Annotated in this window: 16 protein-coding genes and 2 pseudogenes; 3 read left to right on the top strand and 15 right to left on the bottom strand. The window is 48.6% G+C overall.

Annotated elements, in window-relative coordinates; translation table 11 throughout:
- Positions 1-14: 14 nt before the first annotated feature.
- The 3 genes from zwf to fbp form a co-directional block, all read right to left on the bottom strand.
- Positions 15-1,544, bottom strand: a complete 1,530-nt coding sequence (gene zwf, locus NDA06_RS09360) for a glucose-6-phosphate dehydrogenase (RefSeq protein ID WP_190526116.1) — start codon at positions 1,542-1,544, stop codon at positions 15-17.
- A gap of 145 nt (positions 1,545-1,689) precedes the next feature.
- Positions 1,690-2,835 (bottom strand): transaldolase, encoded by a 1,146-nt coding sequence (tal, locus tag NDA06_RS09355; RefSeq protein WP_190986130.1) that lies wholly within the window; start codon positions 2,833-2,835, stop codon positions 1,690-1,692.
- A gap of 109 nt (positions 2,836-2,944) precedes the next feature.
- Positions 2,945-4,024 (bottom strand): class 1 fructose-bisphosphatase, encoded by a 1,080-nt coding sequence (gene fbp / locus NDA06_RS09350; RefSeq protein ID WP_190410352.1) that lies wholly within the window; start codon positions 4,022-4,024, stop codon positions 2,945-2,947.
- Positions 4,025-4,257: 233 nt separating this feature from the next.
- Here fbp and NDA06_RS09345 point away from each other — a divergent pair, with 233 nt between their 5' ends.
- Positions 4,258-5,340, top strand: coding sequence for an ATP-dependent 6-phosphofructokinase (locus NDA06_RS09345; protein ID WP_190677261.1), 1,083 nt, complete (start codon positions 4,258-4,260; stop codon positions 5,338-5,340).
- 274 nt (positions 5,341-5,614) lie between these two features.
- Here the strand turns inward: NDA06_RS09345 and NDA06_RS09340 are convergent, their stop codons facing one another.
- From NDA06_RS09340 to nrdJ (NDA06_RS09325), 4 genes and pseudogenes are all read right to left on the bottom strand, one after another.
- Positions 5,615-5,893 (bottom strand): RNA-binding protein, encoded by a 279-nt coding sequence (locus NDA06_RS09340; RefSeq protein WP_190410354.1) that lies wholly within the window; start codon positions 5,891-5,893, stop codon positions 5,615-5,617.
- A 403-nt stretch (positions 5,894-6,296) separates the two neighbouring features.
- Complete coding sequence (locus NDA06_RS09335) at positions 6,297-6,518, bottom strand: hypothetical protein (protein WP_190410355.1); 222 nt, start codon at positions 6,516-6,518, stop codon at positions 6,297-6,299.
- Positions 6,519-6,640: 122 nt separating this feature from the next.
- A pseudogene (gene nrdJ / locus NDA06_RS09330) lies at positions 6,641-7,711 on the bottom strand (ribonucleoside-triphosphate reductase, adenosylcobalamin-dependent); the annotation flags it as partial.
- Between the two features lie 244 nt (positions 7,712-7,955).
- Positions 7,956-9,185 (bottom strand): annotated as a pseudogene (gene nrdJ / locus NDA06_RS09325) (ribonucleoside-triphosphate reductase, adenosylcobalamin-dependent); the annotation flags it as partial.
- 528 nt (positions 9,186-9,713) lie between these two features.
- Here nrdJ (NDA06_RS09325) and NDA06_RS09320 point away from each other — a divergent pair.
- On the top strand, positions 9,714-10,295 hold the full coding sequence (locus NDA06_RS09320) for an Npun_F5749 family FMN-dependent PPOX-type flavoprotein (protein WP_190410357.1): 582 nt from the start codon (positions 9,714-9,716) through the stop codon (positions 10,293-10,295).
- A gap of 62 nt (positions 10,296-10,357) precedes the next feature.
- Here NDA06_RS09320 and cysE read toward each other — a convergent pair whose 3' ends face one another.
- Together cysE and NDA06_RS09310 are read right to left on the bottom strand one after the other, a co-directional pair.
- A complete protein-coding gene (gene cysE / locus NDA06_RS09315) occupies positions 10,358-11,119 on the bottom strand; it encodes a serine O-acetyltransferase (protein WP_190410358.1) in 762 nt (253 codons plus the stop codon).
- 163 nt (positions 11,120-11,282) lie between these two features.
- Entirely contained in the window at positions 11,283-11,744 is a 462-nt protein-coding gene (locus tag NDA06_RS09310) for a hypothetical protein (protein ID WP_190410359.1), read from the bottom strand.
- Between the two features lie 181 nt (positions 11,745-11,925).
- Here NDA06_RS09310 and NDA06_RS09305 point away from each other — a divergent pair, with 181 nt between their 5' ends.
- Positions 11,926-12,087 carry a hypothetical protein gene (locus NDA06_RS09305; RefSeq protein ID WP_190986120.1) on the top strand — a complete coding sequence of 54 codons (162 nt, stop codon included), beginning with the start codon at positions 11,926-11,928 and terminating at the stop codon, positions 12,085-12,087.
- Between the two features lie 174 nt (positions 12,088-12,261).
- Here the strand turns inward: NDA06_RS09305 and NDA06_RS09300 are convergent, their stop codons facing one another.
- From NDA06_RS09300 to NDA06_RS09275, 6 genes are all read right to left on the bottom strand, one after another.
- Positions 12,262-12,984 (bottom strand): alternative oxidase, encoded by a 723-nt coding sequence (locus tag NDA06_RS09300; RefSeq protein WP_190437738.1) that lies wholly within the window; start codon positions 12,982-12,984, stop codon positions 12,262-12,264.
- A gap of 284 nt (positions 12,985-13,268) precedes the next feature.
- On the bottom strand, positions 13,269-16,295 hold the full coding sequence (gene sbcC, locus NDA06_RS09295; RefSeq protein WP_190986119.1) for an exonuclease subunit SbcC: 3,027 nt from the start codon (positions 16,293-16,295) through the stop codon (positions 13,269-13,271).
- Between the two features lie 55 nt (positions 16,296-16,350).
- Complete coding sequence (locus tag NDA06_RS09290) at positions 16,351-16,599, bottom strand: hypothetical protein (protein WP_190986118.1); 249 nt, start codon at positions 16,597-16,599, stop codon at positions 16,351-16,353.
- On the bottom strand, positions 16,596-16,832 hold the full coding sequence (locus NDA06_RS09285; RefSeq protein WP_190986117.1) for a hypothetical protein: 237 nt from the start codon (positions 16,830-16,832) through the stop codon (positions 16,596-16,598). Before NDA06_RS09285 ends, NDA06_RS09290 begins: the two co-directional genes overlap by 4 nt.
- A complete protein-coding gene (locus tag NDA06_RS09280) occupies positions 16,799-16,951 on the bottom strand; it encodes a hypothetical protein (protein WP_190677271.1) in 153 nt (50 codons plus the stop codon). Before NDA06_RS09280 ends, NDA06_RS09285 begins: the two co-directional genes overlap by 34 nt.
- Before the next feature lie 85 nt (positions 16,952-17,036).
- The coding region (locus NDA06_RS09275; protein ID WP_190985828.1) for a transposase at positions 17,037-17,198 on the bottom strand (162 nt) is incomplete at its 5' end.

Genomic DNA, 17,198 nt, shown 5'->3' with positions numbered 1-17,198 from the left:
TACCCATAAACCAACTACAATCTGCGCCAGCGGCGTCCATCTTGATTAATCAAGAATTCTGCTTCCTCTGGCTCCCAGGTTCCCGCTTCATACTGGGGAACCGATGCTGGGTCAGTGCTTGCTTCCCAAGCGTTTAATGCCGGTGTTACGACACGCCACGCTTCTTCCACTTCATCAGCTCTCGTGAACAAAGTTTGGTCGCCTAACATACAGTCGATTAACAGCCGGTCATAAGCATCGGACGTTGCCATCCCAAACGAGGAACCATAGCTAAAGTCCATATCTACCGAGCGCGTCCGCAGTTCTGTTCCCGGCATTTTGGCTTCAAAACGCAGAGAAATTCCTTCATTCGGCTGAATCCGCATCGTCAGCACATTCGGACTTGCTTGCTGGGCGGCAGATTGAAAGATTAAGAAAGGAACTTCGCGGAAGTGGATGGAAATCTCGCTGACCTTCTTGGGTAGACGCTTGCCGGTTCGCATATAGAAAGGAACTCCTTGCCAGCGCCAGTTATCAATTAGCAGCTTCATTGCTACATAAGTTGGCGTCGTGGAGTTGGGATTGACCCCCGGTTCTTCTCGATATCCAGGCACCGGCTTACCCTTCATCCATCCAGCAGAGTATTGACCCCTAACCGCTGATAATTCCAGGTTATGCACGTCTGCCAGGTGAGTTGCTTGCAGAACCTTCATTTTTTCGGTGCGGATACTATCGGCATCTAGGGAATTGGGCGGTTCCATTGCCGTGAGGCAGAAAGTCTGCATCAGGTGGTTCTGCATCATATCCCGCAAGGCTCCGGAGCTTTCGTAGTACCCGGCACGGTCTTCGACGCCTACAGTTTCTGCCACCGTAATTTGAACGTGATCGACAAACTGTCGGTTCCAAATCGGCTCAAAAATTGCGTTAGCGAAACGGAAAACCAGGAGATTCTGAACCGTTTCTTTACCCAGATAGTGGTCGATGCGGTAAACCTGTTTTTCTTGGCAAACCTGCTGCACTACGCGGTTTAGGGCTTGGGCGGAGTTGAGATCCCGTCCAAAAGGTTTTTCAATCACCAGACGGGTTTTCAGGGGGTCATCGAGCATGCCCGCCGTACCCAATTGGCGAAGCGCTTCTGGGAAGAAATTTGGAGAAACGGAGAGGTAAAATACGCGGTTTCCTCGCGTCCCGCGCTGACCATCCAATTCTGCTAAGAAGGCTTTCAGTTTCTGGTAACTTTCGGGCTTGTCAATATCACCAGGGCAGTAGTATAGACCTTGGGCGAAGTCGTGCCAGAGTTCTTCGGAGCCAATCCCATCGCTAAATTCTTCGATCCCCTCGCGCATCTGCTCCCGGAAGTAGTCATGGCTCCACTCCCGACGCGCCACTCCGACAATGGTCATTTCCGCTGGCAGGCGTCGTTGCAGCTTCATCTGATAGAGAGCTGGCACGAGCTTCCGTTGCGTCAAGTCTCCGGATGCCCCGAAGATTACCAATATCTGCGGCTCTGGTATCCGTTCCTGCCGCAACCCAACACGTAAAGGATTTTCTAGCAGTGTGACCATAGAAGGATAGTTTTGAATTTTGAATCTTGAATTTTGAATTTTGAGTTTTGAGCTTTGAGTTTTAAATTCCTAGCTGAATTGATAACTTTGAATTATCAGATCCCTTTCTTAACTTAAAACTCAGCACTCAAAACTCAAAACTTTCTTACACGGGTTGCAGATGTTTGATTTTCTCTTCCAAGGATGCGGTTAGAGATTCAAAGGGCTTCACAAATTTCTCAATTCCTTCGACTAGCAATTCGTCCATCACTTCGTCTAGATTGATGTCGATGTCGGGGTCTTTGAGACTTTCAATCAGCTGGTAGGCTTCTTCCACCCCAGTTTCAATGCGAGAAGCAACGTCGCAGTGGTCGGCGCAGGCTTCGATGGTATTCGGTGGCAAGGTGTTTACTGTGTCTGGGCCAACCAGCTCATCCACATACATGACATCGCTGTAGCTGGGGTCTTTGGTGCTGGTACTTGCCCACAACAACCGCTGGACATTTGCACCTTTTGCTGATAGGGCTTTCCAGCGATCGCTCTTAACGATCTCTTTGTACTTCTGGTAGGCAATTTTGGCGTTAGCGATCGCGATTTTGCCCTTAATTGCGACAAGTTCTGCCTTTTTCTCGATTCTATCCACGCCTGCTTTCAGCATGGCATCAATACGAGCATCAATATTAATATCGATGCGGCTAAGGAAGAAACTCGCTACCGAGGAGATTCTGCTGATGTCTTTGCCTTCCGCTGCCCGCTTTTCTAAGCCGCGAATGTAAGCCCAAGCGGTCTCAACATAGCTCTCAACGGAGAATAGCAGCGTCACGTTGACGTTGATCCCCTCTGAGATGACTTGCTCGACGGCTGGCAAACCTGCCGTAGTGCCGGGAATCTTGATCATGACGTTATCTTTACCGATTTCTTGGTAATAACGCCGAGCTTCCTCAATCGTGCCTTGGGTGTCGTGGGCGATGTTTGGCGGTACTTCAATACTGACGTACCCATCCAGACCTTCAGAGGAGTCATAGACAGGGCGGAGGATGTCGCAGGCATTGCGGATATCCTCAAACACCAAGGATTCGTAAATCTTTTCAACGGGCAATCCAGCTTTGATCCCGGCTTCAATATCGGCGTCGTAGATGGCATTTCCAGCGATCGCTTTTTCAAAGATGGCTGGATTAGAGGTGATCCCGCAGATCCCTTTATTCTCAACCATATCTTTGAGTTCGCCGCTTTGAATCAAATCACGGGTCAAGTTATCCATCCAGATACTCTGACCGTATTGTTTGATCTCTAATAGATGATTGTTTGGCATATCTGTCATTTTTTGGCTCCTAACAATTGTCTTTGTAACGCTAGATCGAGAATGTTCCCGTTGAGCAGCTTGAAAGGTCAATGCGGGAATTTTTCAAGAAAGCAAAACCTTATTGAGGCACGCGCGATCGCGCGATCGCGTTTTTATCCTCATCCCATGCCCGTTTCTGAATAAAAGATTCCACCAAGGTGACATCTTCTTTGCTACCGATCAGCAATGGCGATCGCGCATGAAGGGCATTTGGCACTACGTCCAAAATCTCTTGCGTACCCGTACTTGCTCGACCCCCGGCTTGCTCTATTAAAAAGGCTAAGGGAGCCGATTCATACAGCAACCGCAATTTTCCTTCTGGTTTTTTCACAGTACCGGGGTAAAGGAAAACACCTCCTTGGAAGAGAATCCGGTGAATATCGCCCACCAGCGCCCCACCGTATCGAGCCGTATAGCCTTCCTGTCGATGAACATAGCGGATATAGTCTCGCAAGGGTTCTTCCCACTGCCAGAAATTTCCCTCATTGACACTATAAATAGAGCCGTGATTGGGAATCTGAATGTTTTCACTCGAAAGGATAAACTCGCCTAAGCTGGGATCGAGGGTGAAAGCATGAACCCCAGTACCAATCGAATAAACCAGCATCGTGCTAGGCCCGTATAGCACATAACCTGCGGCGATTTGTTTGCGCCCGTTTTGCAATAAATCACCGCCGGTTTGATTTTCATCCGTTCCTTCTTGTTGGCGAATTGCGAAGATGGAACCCACGTTGATATTGATATCTACATTCGAGGAGCCATCAATCGGGTCATAGAGCAGGGTATAGCGCCCGATTGGGCAATTTTCGGGAATATAGTAAGGCTTCTCCATTTCCTCGGATGCCAAACGGCAGACTAAACCGCTTTGCTTAAATACCGAGATAAATACGTCATTGGCATAGACATCCATCTTTTTGACGGATTCCCCTTGCACATTCACATCACCCGTAAATCCCAGCACGCCTTCGAGTAATCCTGCCCTGCTGAGTCGTCGCGCAATCAACTTTGCCGCGAGGGCAATGCGATTCATAATCGCGCTCAAGTCCTGGGCATCTGCCGAAAAGCTGTGGAGTTGCTGCAAAACGTGACGAGATAGCGTTGTGCAGTCGCGATCTAGGGCTTGTTCCTGAACGACGAAAGGCTGTTCCACGTTGGACATAGTTTTCGTCCTCCCTTTCAATAAATGCTTTGTTAACAGGGCAGCTCTCATTGAGCTACTGCCCCAACATATCAAGACCTGGTCGCTCTACCTTCTATCTTAGGGAGCCATTTCTCAGGATGGTGTTTAACTTTATATCAACTAAAGAAATAAAATCTTTAGACGCGCTTTATTGTCTAAAAGGCAACAAGGCTGAAATTAGATAATTACCGCTCGCAATCCAAAAAAACAAGATGGGAGAATACAAACGGATCGGAATCCTGACCAGTGGGGGTGACTGTGCGGGGCTAAATGCTGTGATTCGGGCAGTTGTCCGCTGTGCAAATGGTAAGTACGGCTGGGAAGTGTGGGGGATTTGCCGGTCTACGCTGGGCTTAATGAGCAGTCCGCCAGAAGCAATCAAGCTGGAGTTTGATAAGGTAGACCACTTGCTCACGATGGGCGGTACAGTTCTGGGAACGACGAACAAAGGAAATCCCTTTGCGTTTCCAATGGCGGATGGAAGTTTGCGCGATCGCTCAGAAGACATTATTGCCGGATACCATCAACTAGGCTTGTCAGCTTTAATTGGCGTTGGCGGGGACGGCAGTTTAGCGATTCTCCGAAAACTCGCGCAACAAGGCGGGATCAACTTAGTTGGGATTCCCAAAACTATTGATAATGATGTCGGTAGCACTGAGCGTTCTATCGGATTTGATACGGCCGTCAACATCGCCACTGAAGCCCTCGACCGATTGCACTTTACTGCGGCTAGCCACAATCGAGTCATGATCCTGGAAGTCATGGGGCGCGATGCCGGTCATATTGCCCTGAATGCGGGGATCGCTGGTGGAGCCAATGTGATCTTGATCCCAGAAATTCCTTACACCATTGAAAATGTCTGTCGCAAAATTCGGAATCGTCAAGCGATGGGCAAGAATTTCTCGATCGTCATTGTCTCAGAGGCGGTTTGCACGGCTGAAGGCAATCCAGTTAAGAATATGGATCGATTCGGCGAATGTCGATTAGGCGGAATCGGGCAGTATTTGGCAGAGGAGATTTCGATTGCCAGTGGTGCAGAAACTCGCGTGACTGTTTTAGGTCATGTTCAGCGAGGGGGACTGCCTTCGCCTCTGGATCGGTTACTGGCAACTGCCTTTGGGGTGGCGGCTGTCGATCTGATTGCTGAGGAAAAGTACGATCGCGTTGTTACCTGGCAAAACCGCGAAATTGTCAGCGTGCCAATTGCTGAAGCGATTGGACAATACAGGGCCGTAGATACCAACGATACTCTAGTCAAAACTGCTAGAGGTTTGGGGATTTGCCTAGGAGACTAAACGGCTAAAGTTCTGGGATCGCGGTGTAGAAATATTGAACAGAGCAATCTGCGATCGCGAAGCTTTCTGTTTCGCTCTACCAGCTTAGAGACTGAACTTAGGAACTTAACGAGCCGCCGGATTCTCCACCGCCACGACTCGTCTCTTGTGTAAGCCATCAGCATCGATTCTGCTCAGTGTTGAGAAGCGGTGGCAATGTGTGACAAAACCAGCACGGTTGTCCTTTTTCAGGAGTGTTTTTCAAACAACCGTGCTGATTTCGCCCTATCTCTCCTTAAAATCTGCTTCGCCTCGCGCCGCCGCGATCGTCCTCCTTGGGTCGTGCTTTATTCACTCTAAGCTGACGGCCCATCCATTCAGCCCCATCTAATTCTGTGATGGCTGCGTCTTCTTGGGCATCATCTGTCATTTCAACAAAAGCAAATCCGCGCATACGTCCCGTTTCGCGGTCTGTCGGTAAGACAACTCGCTTCACCGCGCCGTACTCTGCAAAGACTGCTGTCAAATCTTCTTCGGTCGCTTGGTAAGACAGGTTTCCAACGTAAATGGTCATGTGGATCGATAAAGCTGAACGAGGAACTAAAGTTCAGAACCCCTAGATGGCTAGATGTGACCCCTAATGCCAGGTCAAGACTTATTTACCAATGGTGAATTTTCATCAACCCAGCCCACAAATGTGGCTGCACGAGTCCCAAATCCGACCATTAATAGGACTGAACTTTTAGGTTTCGTCCTATCATAGCCTACTAATTTCATTGTGGGAGAGGATCTAGGGTACACGCTGAGCGGTTCTCTAATTATTAAAATTCCCTGACTTTTAGCAGTGGCTCAGAAGACATTGCCCAAGGGAGAATTTCAAAGATTAGGGAGGCTAAATTTCTCAGAAAAATCGACTGAGCCGCTGCCAACTTTCCAGCCGTCTTTATCTTTAACCTCCTTCAGCTTTCGATGCCAAGTTAGTCAATAGAAATTGACTGTGGGCCACTACCTTTGCCGTTACCACTGCCGTTGGAAGAAGCTGTAGGGGAAGGAGCTACACCTGCCTGTCCGTCAAGCCAGGTTTTCACGGGGTCATCATTCAGGTTGATGCGGAGTAAACCAGAAACCAATCCGCCTAAGAAAGCGCCTGGGTGCTGAGTGAATTCTTTAAAGAGCGGGGTTAGTTCATCGAGAAACATTGAGAGTCTCCTGTTGCTGCCTGATAGTAACTGATGTCTATCCGTCGATCGTAGCGTGTCCGATTGCGGGTATTGGTATGGGAAGATGCGATCGCATCTTCCCGAAAACAAGGTTTACGCCTCTAGCCAGACTTTTGGTCGGAGAATAAGCACTTATCCGAGTCGCACCCAGCGGGACCGACTTCCATCAAATAGCCTGAATCGTAGCGACTTAAGGCAGCATGAAAATTTTCGGTCTGGCGTCGCTTTTCGACTTCCTGGACTATCTGCTCATACTGCTCTTTGGCGATTGGCTCAAACGGCAAGCGCGGAAACGTCTGATGATCGTCGAAGCGAGCTAGAAGTGCCGCTGAGATGTAACCCTGATCGTCTCGGATTGCTTCGTAAATCCGAGTGCCTAACGCTTCGATCTCGCTCTCGCGCAACTCGATGGTCGCGGAGGTGTTGTGACGCACAAAGAATTTTTGAACTTGCATATAAAAATCCATTTGCGCGATCGCGTTAAACTTGCCAATCTCGATTTGATCGGCTCCCGGTAAATCCGCCCAAGCGACAGCAACGGGGATTTCTACCAGCCATTCCGAGCATCTGGGATCGAAGGGATCGTTCAGGAGATTGCCGTTTTCATCTTTATCAGACTGAGACGGAATCACGTTGTACCCGTAGTCAATACACGCCAGAGCAACTGGGTCATTCTTTCTGAAGGTGATCCGGCGCAGAAAACGTTGAGCTTTTGGCGGATGCCAGCCCGGTGAAGCGCCTGTCAGCAAGGATTTTGTCCCGGAAGGCTGAACCGTGGTGCAGCGGTTGGGGCGTTTGATGCCGTGGCGATCGCAATAATCCCACACCACCTGATGCACTGTTTCCAGCCAGCGCGTCAAATATTCCTGCTCCTGTTTCTTAAAGCTTAGTCCTGCCTCTGTTTCCGGTCTCCCTGCTTCCCACCAGCGCAACCAATCCACACCAAAGGCATTCACAAAGAAATCAAATAATCCTGTGAAAGAAACTCCCACAATTGGATCGAGTTCCCGTGACTTTCGATAGCGTTCTTCGACAAATTCGTGATTGAGCAGTGAGGCGACTGATAATGCTCCAGCCGTGAAAGCTTCCTCTTGTTCTTTATAGTTATGTGGGTCAATTTGATTGAGATGAACCTCCGAAAGGTTGCAGTGGAAGTTTGAGCCGATGATTTCCGGTTTTGTTATCCACTATTTCTAGTGGTCTCGGACTATATCTTCACCTGGTCTAGGTGGAGGGCGCTATCTGACCATTATTGGTTTCCCGCAGGTCTAGTCTCTGAACCTTCTCCAGCTCTGGGGCTACCTGCCTTACATCTGGAGCTTGGCTGCTGATTACCTTGCACCTTTTTGGGTGTTTAGGCTTCCAGCAATTCACCCTCTGACTATCTAACCTGTTCCCAGGTTAGGCGGCAAAATCTAAGCTACCGCAAGGATTCAAACCAACACGAGCTAATCGATGCTCTATCTCATCAGGAGATAGGTCGGGGTAGTGTTCTCCTAACCACTGTTCAGCCTTAGCTTGACTATAAGCTTGCAGAAAATCAGTTTTCAGCTCAGGGGTTTCTAATAGATCGCAGTTGGCTCTTGCTACTGCTTCTCCTGCCCATTGAATTGCGCCTTCCCCGGAATAATGCTGCTGACGAACAGAGGCAAGGCATTCTTCTAGAGTGGGTTTGTGGTGGAAAACTCTAGTGTGATTTGCCATGCGAAGCGCATCCCGTTCTGGATCGATGCGCCAGTTGCCGTTTTCATCTTGCTGCCAAAGATTGCCTTTCGCGTCGGCAAATTTTTCATCATCGCTAGAACCTTGCCTCATTCCAGCTGAGCGCCTGACGTTGCCAGCAACCACGACAACGGCGGCTTCATCTATTAATAAACAGCACTCAACCGAATTCAGACGCCTTCCTAGAGCTTTATTTAAAATTGACGCGCAACGTTCGTAAAGACCTGACAACTTCACCGGATTGGCAACGCCACCAAAGCCTTTGAGGGGTTCTCCAGCTGCTCGGACATCGCTGAGGTCGATGGATACCTGTACTTCTGCTGTGAAGCGCTCATCGCTCGATAATTCCAGCAAAGTTTGATAAGACTTAACCCAGCCTTGGCGACTGTCTCCGACGTAAATTTTGACTTTTTCGCCCTCTACTTTCACTTCTGTCAGTTCGCGGCGCTGCAACGCAGGAGTAGAGCCAATCTCACCTTGTACCGTCACCACAAGGCGATTGCGAATTTGTGGCAGTTGATTAATGTATTTTGGTTCGAGAACGGCTCCAGTGCCACACCCCATCATTGCCAAATCCATCATCAGACCGAAGGCACGCCAGTCTACTACATTGGTGCTGGTGCAGTTGTAGGCTCCTGAGAAGTTTTCGGGTCTTTCAATCCACTCGCTGCCGCCCACCCAGAGCCAACGTCCAGAGGCAAGAGCTTTCATCTGGCGCTGCATGCGATCGATCGTGTCAGCTTCTTTAGGGGTGAGCTTGCCAAGCTTCGTCAACGCCCTAATCGTGCGATCGCACACTTCATCCCAAGTCTCGCGCCCCGATTGGGTGCGACGGCTGTACGTCCTAAAAAATACAGGATTCGCAGCCGGTGCCGTTTCAGGAAACCGGCTCGTCTGGATTACTCGCTCAAGCTCTCGAACCATAGGTCAAGTCTGATTGGTTTTGGGAAAATTCACAGATCACTTACTATACGCGATCGCAGATATGGGGTCAAAGCTTGAAAAATCGAGGAAATTGCGCTATCCGTGTGGCTTTCTAGATAAAATTGGTACGGTAAAATACCCCATTGAGCGGCTTAATTGGTCACAGTCGTAATAGTTAAAAGCTCGTCAAAAGGCAAAAATTAAGGGCGATTGGCAGCCGCCCTTTCCCGTCGTTTGAGATTACTGTCTGGGTTTCAATTACCTTTTTGAGAGGCGGTGCAAAAGTTCACCAGCAAACTTAATTCACGAGCGCAATGGACAGGATCTTCCCAGTTACAAATACGCCCTGTCGCAGTCATTTCGCTCATCAAATCGGAGGGTAGCAAGCTGCAAAGTTACCAGATTGCGATCGCGTTAATTTTCCCAAATCCGTTAAAGGAGCGCCAGGAAACGACTATCAAACAACTCAAGATACTAAACTGATATTTTGGAAAATGGGTAATTGGTAATGGGGATGAACTCTTGACGATGATGCTTGCTCCCTGGCGATCGCTTCTTTCGGGTGCCCTACACCGTAACCGTAGCGAACCCCATTCTCGCTACTTACAGCTAGCCACCATCCAGGCTGATGGGCGTCCTGCTAACCGCACGCTCGTCTTTCGGGGATTTTTAGACAATACCAACCAATTAAAATTTGTCACCGATTCTCGCAGCCAGAAAGCCGATCAAATCGAGCATCACCCTTGGGCAGAAGCTTGCTGGTACTTTACCACCACTCGCGAACAATTTCGCCTCGCTGGGACGCTGACGCTGGTAGGAGCCAATCATCCTGATTCACTGCTCCAGCAAGCGCGTCAGGTGTCTTGGCAAGACCTTTCCGACGCCGCTCGCCTGCAATTTGGTTGGCCCCATCCCAGAGAAAGGAGAGCCGATGTCAGCACTTTTTCTCCGCCGCCACCCGACCCCCAAAAGCCGCTAGAGAGTTTTTGTCTCCTACTACTAGAACCCGTACAGGTCGATCATTTGGAGTTGCGAGGCGATCCCCAAAACCGAAGTCTTTATCGCCTCGAAAGTTCTCAAGCTTGGTCTATTCAAGCCGTAAATCCGTAAGAATTAAAAACGCAAAATTAAAAATTGAGAAATTCCATTTTTAATTTCTAATTTTTAATTACTCAAATCCCAGAACCATCTAAGAATTGCCGGATCAATCCATCTTGCACACGACAACTGGGCGCTGCTGCGGCTGGGATATCCGATACATGATGTCCGGCTCCTAAGGGAACAGGCATTGAGGCATGAGCCGGTTGTTGTAACTCTTGTACCTGTTGTTCTAGTGCTTCCAGACGGTCAACCAAAGCCCGAATTACCGCAGCCTCAGAATCAGGAAGGCTTCCATGTTCTAAGGGATTCACGCGGACGCCGGAACGATAAAGAATCCGACCCGGAACGCCTACTACCGTACAATCCGAAGGAACATCGCGCAATACAACCGAGCCAGCACCAATGCGGACATTATTGCCGATTTGAAGATTGCCGAGAACTTTGGCACCAGCACCGACTACGACATTTTCCCCCAAGGTAGGGTGACGCTTGCCACTTTCTTTCCCAGTACCGCCTAGCGTAACGCCCTGATAGATCAGAGCATAATCTCCCACAATGGCGGTTTCACCAATTACCACACCCATGCCGTGGTCAATAAAAACGCCCCGCCCGATTACGGCACCAGGGTGGATTTCAATGCCGGTAAAAAAGCGAGCTAAGTGGGAAATCAACCGGGGGATGAAGGGGATTCCCAGTAGTCTTAGCCAGTGTGCAAGGCGATGAAATAGCAGCGCTTGCAAACCGGGATAGCAAAATAAAACCTCCAGCCAGTTACGGGCTGCTGGATCGCGCTCGAAGATGATGCGAAAGTCAGCTAGAAGCGTAGATAGCACGAGTGGATATCCATTTTGGCACTACAGACCACTCACTATCATATCGTTCCGAGTGAGTTTCTAAGGTAGGGGAACCGCACCGAAGTTTTAAATTTTGGATGGCGGTGTGAGAATGATGACAGGTCAAGACTTAGACTCTAAATCATCTAAAAAATCTGGGGTTCTATTCTGGTTGCACAGAAAGCGTATAATCCCATCTTTGCCGCTCTTTGATGGAACCTACCCAAATACTATAGTTGCCTGATTTCCAGTCTGAGTCTGTGATACTCGCATCTTTGTTGGAACCCGTGTCATCGCCACAGCGAATGGTACCATCAGGCCCCTTGATGACTAGAGTGCTGTCCTTGCCTCCAGTATTTACTTTTACTGTCAGATTGGGGAAACCTTTCTTCACCACCATGATATGGTCGGGAGTTTCGTCGCCCCCATAACCAATACAGGGGTTGTTCTGGCGATCGCGATTCGCGATCGCTGACAGGGAGAATGCTCCGCTGGTATAACCAGTCACAGATGCCTTGCCACTTCCATCAACAATCAAACGGTCAAAATTTGCTTCTTTTGCTAAAACGGCTGTAGCGCTGAAAACGGTCAGTAAAGCTAGAATTCCAAAACGCCTAAATTGCATGGCAAGTACCTCTTCTCAACTACGGTATTTATTTTCTCTCCGTAGATGAGTACGGAATATAGATAAGCCTACTTATCGTTGTAATCAAAACTATTGTCTCTGAGGGCAGTATAGGTGACAGCTGTGTGTCTGCCACATTAATCACCATTTTTTTATGTCGTTCTAGTTTCTAGGAGGTTGTATGCCCCTCGTTATCTTGATGATGCTGCTGTTTATCACCAGCTGGTTTTTTTCAGAAGTTTTAGTTCTATTTCCTTTGAGCATTTTGAATTTAGTCTCAATCCCCCACTGGTTAGTGATGGTAGGAATTTTGATATTTTTTGCCTGGTGTTTTGGGGAATAATGCTCAACTGTGTGCGTGTTGGCTCAAAAAATCGAGAGCATCTTCAGCCTTTTAAAAAATGCAAATTAAAGAACTCCACCCCAGCGGGAAGGTTTGGGGTGGGGTTCTTTAAAATTCCGCTACTAATGCTCTAGCACCGGCTAGCAAGCAAGAGAATAGCCAATTAACTACTACTTAAAAGGGAGAATCAGCTAACTCGCGCTCAAGCTCAGCGTCTGTCACTAGAGGCAGTACAACCTGCTGTTCCGAATAAGGGAGAGAGTGGGGACTCTTAAAGGTTTTCTGAGCATCCGCTTTTTGACACGCCATCATGGTTTTGACGTGTTCGCCTTCGTCATCCCGGATGTTGACGAAAACGTCATAGAGGTTATCAACCGCAGGGCGGCGAGATTCGGGGACTACGCCGGTTTGAAATTCATCAAATAGGTAGAGATCGCCGTCCCGGTAGTAGTTGATCGCAACTTGGGGCGCGGGTTTGGTTTTCAATTCGGCTTCATGCTCGCGCAAGAAGGCGTCGTAGGTATGATGGGCGTGTTCTTCCACCATTTCCATGAAGTTATAGGCGGTGCGGGGCGACGCGATGTAAAGTCCTACAACTACCCAGTAGTAGAACAGGGCTGTGGTTTGGGCAAGGAAGCGATCGCTCCAATGTTGGTTTCCCCCTAACGATTCCATAATCAGTAGGTGGTGCATTTCATTCCAAGATTCAGCGAAGTGAACCTTGAGCCAGTCAGCTTTTCGCCACCAACCGAGGGTTTCGTAAAGGTGTAAAACTGATAGGAAGGAAAAATAGGGGACGCGAGCTACTGTTTCTAGCACGTAGAAGCGCTGATAAGGGCGATCGCGATAAAGCGTGTCGATCACGAACACAAGCACGCTAACCAGAAATCGAATCATTAAGTCCTCCCTTAGGAGTGAGAAGAATGGCTGAAAATTCAGCCTGGAGGAAGATGCTGTTGGGTTTTTCTTTCCTCTTACTTTGATCGTAGCGCTCCCCGTAGCGATGGGTATCGCCTGAGTGGGTGAACTAGGGTGAGAAGTCCGAACATTAGGGTTCGGGTTGCACTTACCTAACCCTCCAGACCTCTCCCCCAACCCCGCTCCGCTTCGGAGAGGGGTTGGGGGAGAGGTCTGCTAACTTGTGTATACACCGTAGGGAACGCGATTAGAGGGTTAGCTTCCTACAGCACCAAGCTCAAGTGAGAACCGCTGGGGGTTTTATACACTTCAATCCGAGTCTGGAAGGCTTCTTTGAATTGCGGCATATGGGTGACGGTGAGGATGCAGGCGAAGTCAGGCGCGATCGCATTAATTGCGGCAATCAAGCGATCGCATCCTTCCGCATCTTGGGTGCCAAATCCCTCGTCAATAATCAGCATTTGCAATGCCGTTCCCGCACGCTGCGCCAACAATTTCGCTAAAGCTAGACGAATCGCAAAGTTAATCCGAAACGCTTCTCCGCCAGAATAAGTTTCGTAAGGACGAGTGCCGCGAGCATCGGCAATTAAAATATCTAAAGTGTCAATCATTTTGCTGGCTTTTTTTGCGGAGCGCCCACTCCGCCCTGCTTTCTGAGTAACAAACTGTACGTGTAACTGGTTCCCACTAAGCCGAGAGAGGAGAGTATTGGTTTCTGCTTCCAATTGAGGCAGAATATTCTCAATCATCAGCGTCTGGATGCCATTTTTGCCAAAAGCTTGCCCTAATTCCTGATAAACGCGATATTGCTGTCGTACCTTGGCGTGCTGAGCAGTGAGTGCGTCATGCTGAGTTTGAAGCGTTTCTAGAAAATGTTGTTGTTGTTGCAAGCTTCCTAACTGGCGTTGCTTCTCGTCGAGTTGCAGACGCCGCCGCTGTATCTGCTGTTCAATCGTTATAATTTCGGCTTTCGTATCGGGTGTTTGTTGCAACTGTCGAACGGTGGTGTCTATTTGAGTCGTCATCTGTTGCAAATCTTGCGATCGCATTTGCAACGATTGCTCCAAATCTTGCGATCGCTTTAATAAAGAAGGATATTGCTGCTGCGCTGAAGCGAGTTCCTGATAGCGGACTTGCCACGACTGCGACTTGCGTAAAGCGGTTCTGAGGGCGTCGTGCTGCGATCGCTCGTAACCAATTTCCGCCATTTCTCGATCGAGTGCTTCAATCTGCCGCGATAATTCCGAATTTACTTGCAGTTGCTGCATTTGCGATTGCAGATTCGCAATTTTCGCCACCAATTCTGGCATCTGAGCGTCTATCTGAGCCTGACGCCGCTGCGCTTGTTTAACTTCTGCTTGCTTAATTTCTGCCCAGCGCCAGCGCTCTACCTCACCTCTGGCGAGGGCATGGTCTTGCTCATTGTAGTTAAGTTGTTGCAACTGTTGCTCAAGGTGGCGCAGTTCTTCTTGTCGATCCGGTGCATAGTTACCAGAGGCAAGCGATCGCTCAATTTGTTGCTTTTCTACCTCAATTTGTTGCAGGCGCGTCTGGATTTCAGCCATCGCAGAACTTTCCGCGGCTAACTGTCCCCGTTGTTCGCGCAAGGAATCGTAGTTTGCCAATGCTTGGGCAATTTCGGTAATTTCCTTCCGCAACCCCTGTAACTGGTACTCACAAACCGCGAGTAGCCCCTCTACATCCCAGAATTGATCTTGAATTCCCTGTTGCTGATCGTGGGTTTTTTGCACCACTAGCTGCCAGTGGTGTTCGTCGAGAGGGCGATCGCATAAAGGACAACTCGCATTTGGCGTCTGGATCAGTTGCAATTTTTGGTCGATTTCTGCAAGTTTAGTTTCGCATTCTTTTTGAGCCGCCTGAAGGCGATCGCGAGAACTCCGCTGTTGCAGCTCCTTCTCCTGCACCCGTTCCTGATAGACGCGCTTTTTGTCAAGTTGCTGAATTTGACTTTGAACTTGTTGTAATTGTTGTTGCAATTGAGGTAAGCGTTTTTGCCTGTCTTGCAATTGGGCAGCAGATTTGCGAAGTTCTTCTAATCTGGCAGATAATCGCGCTTGAGAGCGATCGAGTTCCATCTGCACCTGTCCGCGACGTTGCACCAGGGGGGCGACTTGTAACTGCAACCGATCGAGATAACTGACATAACCCCGCGCCTCTTGGAGTTGTTTTAATCCGGCTTCTACTTCTTCGGTGCGGCTGAGGATTTGCTGAATATCTGCCCTAGATTGCCGCACTGCTTCTAGCTGTCCTTGCGCTTGTCGGAGTTGCAGGTTAAGTTCGTTAATTTGCTGCTCAAGCCGTCTTTGGAGTTGTTGCCGTTGCTGTTGGGCATCTTGGTAAGCTTGTGACTTAGCGGTAAGCGTTTCTTCCTGGGTTTGCAAATCTTGGTAGTGAGCATACCCCGCTGTAATTTGTTCTTTTTGATTCAGTAAAGCTTCTAATTGTTGTTGTTGCAGTTGAGTTGTGGCAATTTCTTGGCGATAGCGATCGCAATCTTTTGTGAGATTTTGATATTGCTGCCGAACAAAGCTTAGTTGTTGTTCCCAAGTTTGCCGCTGATGCTGGATTGCGAGCAAACTTTGGACTTTTTCATTGTCAACAGTTTGGGCTTGCTGTAATTCCGCTAGTTGAGTTTCCAGAATTGGTTGTTGTTGAGCGATCGCATCTTTTTGTTGCAGTTGTTGCTTGATCGTCTGCAAATTCTGATCCAATTGCTCCGCCTGTCCTTTTAATTGGCGGGATAAATCTTTCGCCTGTTCTGCCAATTCTTCATATTGAGACAGTTTCAGCAAATCCGCGAGAATTTCTTTCCGTTCGCTGGGACGCTTGAGCATAAACTCATCCGCCCGTCCTTGACGCAGATAAGCCGAATTCACAAAAGTGTCGTAATCCAGCTTGAGGTGATGGACGATCGCTTCCTGCGTCGCCCGGATTCCGCGCCCGGTTAAAGAGCGAAAATCGCCGGATGATTGGACTTGAAATTCCAGCGATCCACCTTGTCCCCGGATGCGGGTGCGAATGATGCGATAGGTTTGGCGATCGCATTGGAAGGTGAAATCAACCCGAACTTCTTTCGCCCCGGCGTGGATGACATCGTCTTCTGTTGCAGCGCGGCTTTCACCCCAAATCGTCCAGGTGATCGCTTCCAAGAGGGAAGATTTACCCGCACCATTAGAACCGCAAATACAGGCGGTATGTAGACCGCTAAACTCTAAGGTAGCCTCGCGGTAGCTGAGGAAATTTTTGAGAACCAGTTGCTGTGGGATCATTCAGGCTATAGCGCCATACCTTTTATGAGAAGTAGCAGTACATCTGCACTATTGTTTAGTTTAACGGTTGAAAAATCAGGTTTTTGGCAATTAAGACCGAATTTGATGTAAAAATTTCTGCTGAATCAAAATATTCGTGGCGAATGGAATTCGCGGCTATACAAACGAAACCCGCCTGCGCGGGTTTTAGAAATGCTGTTAGCCATTGCTCTATCTCGGCTTTGCGCCTATCCTTCTGTTCTATTTCTTCCCGAATCATCCGAGAAGCAACTGCAATGATTTCCAAACTTTCTTCAGTTGTCATCTGCTAAGTGCTGCCAAGATTTCTGCTTTCGTCATCTGTTTCTTAGGTGTGTAGGGAATGCGATCGCGAGGTGCTGACTTATCAGTTCGCGCTTTCAAGGCTAGGTTACGCGATCGCGTCCTACCGATCATCCTAAAAAACTCAAACCCGCGCAGGCGGGTTTCGTCTGTGTAGCCGCGAATTCCATTCGCCCGGTTGATTATTTGCGCGATCGCCATCTGATATAGAGACAAAACCACAACACCGAAATCCGGTGTCTGACAGCCTTACTTTTTTTAAGCTTCCGGAAGCCTGCCTTAGCAGACTCTTCAATCAGCATTACAAGTAAGACATTAAGTATAAATGCTGTCATAAATTCACCTTCCAGCTCGTTTCTTCCATCATCTCGACACGATGGCTGCGATCCAGCGTGTGTATGAGCTAGAGAAGTTAAGTGCTTAAGCAAAATTAATTACATATTCGGTTCCGACTTTTTTTAGCACATTTTTGACATACTTTACTAAACTTTTCCAGTCCCGATAAGCCTCTATCTCTATCCATTCATATTTCATAAACTTCCATAAGATTTCAATTAAGTTGAGTTCGGGTGAATAAGGGGG

Origin of the sequence: Trichocoleus sp. ST-U1 (assembly GCF_039961835.1) — a bacterium.
Classification (GTDB): Bacteria; Cyanobacteriota; Cyanobacteriia; order Cyanobacteriales; family FACHB-T130; genus FACHB-T130.
Note: the sequence above shows the minus strand (reverse complement) of the source record. Positions and strands in the feature narration are given on the sequence as shown.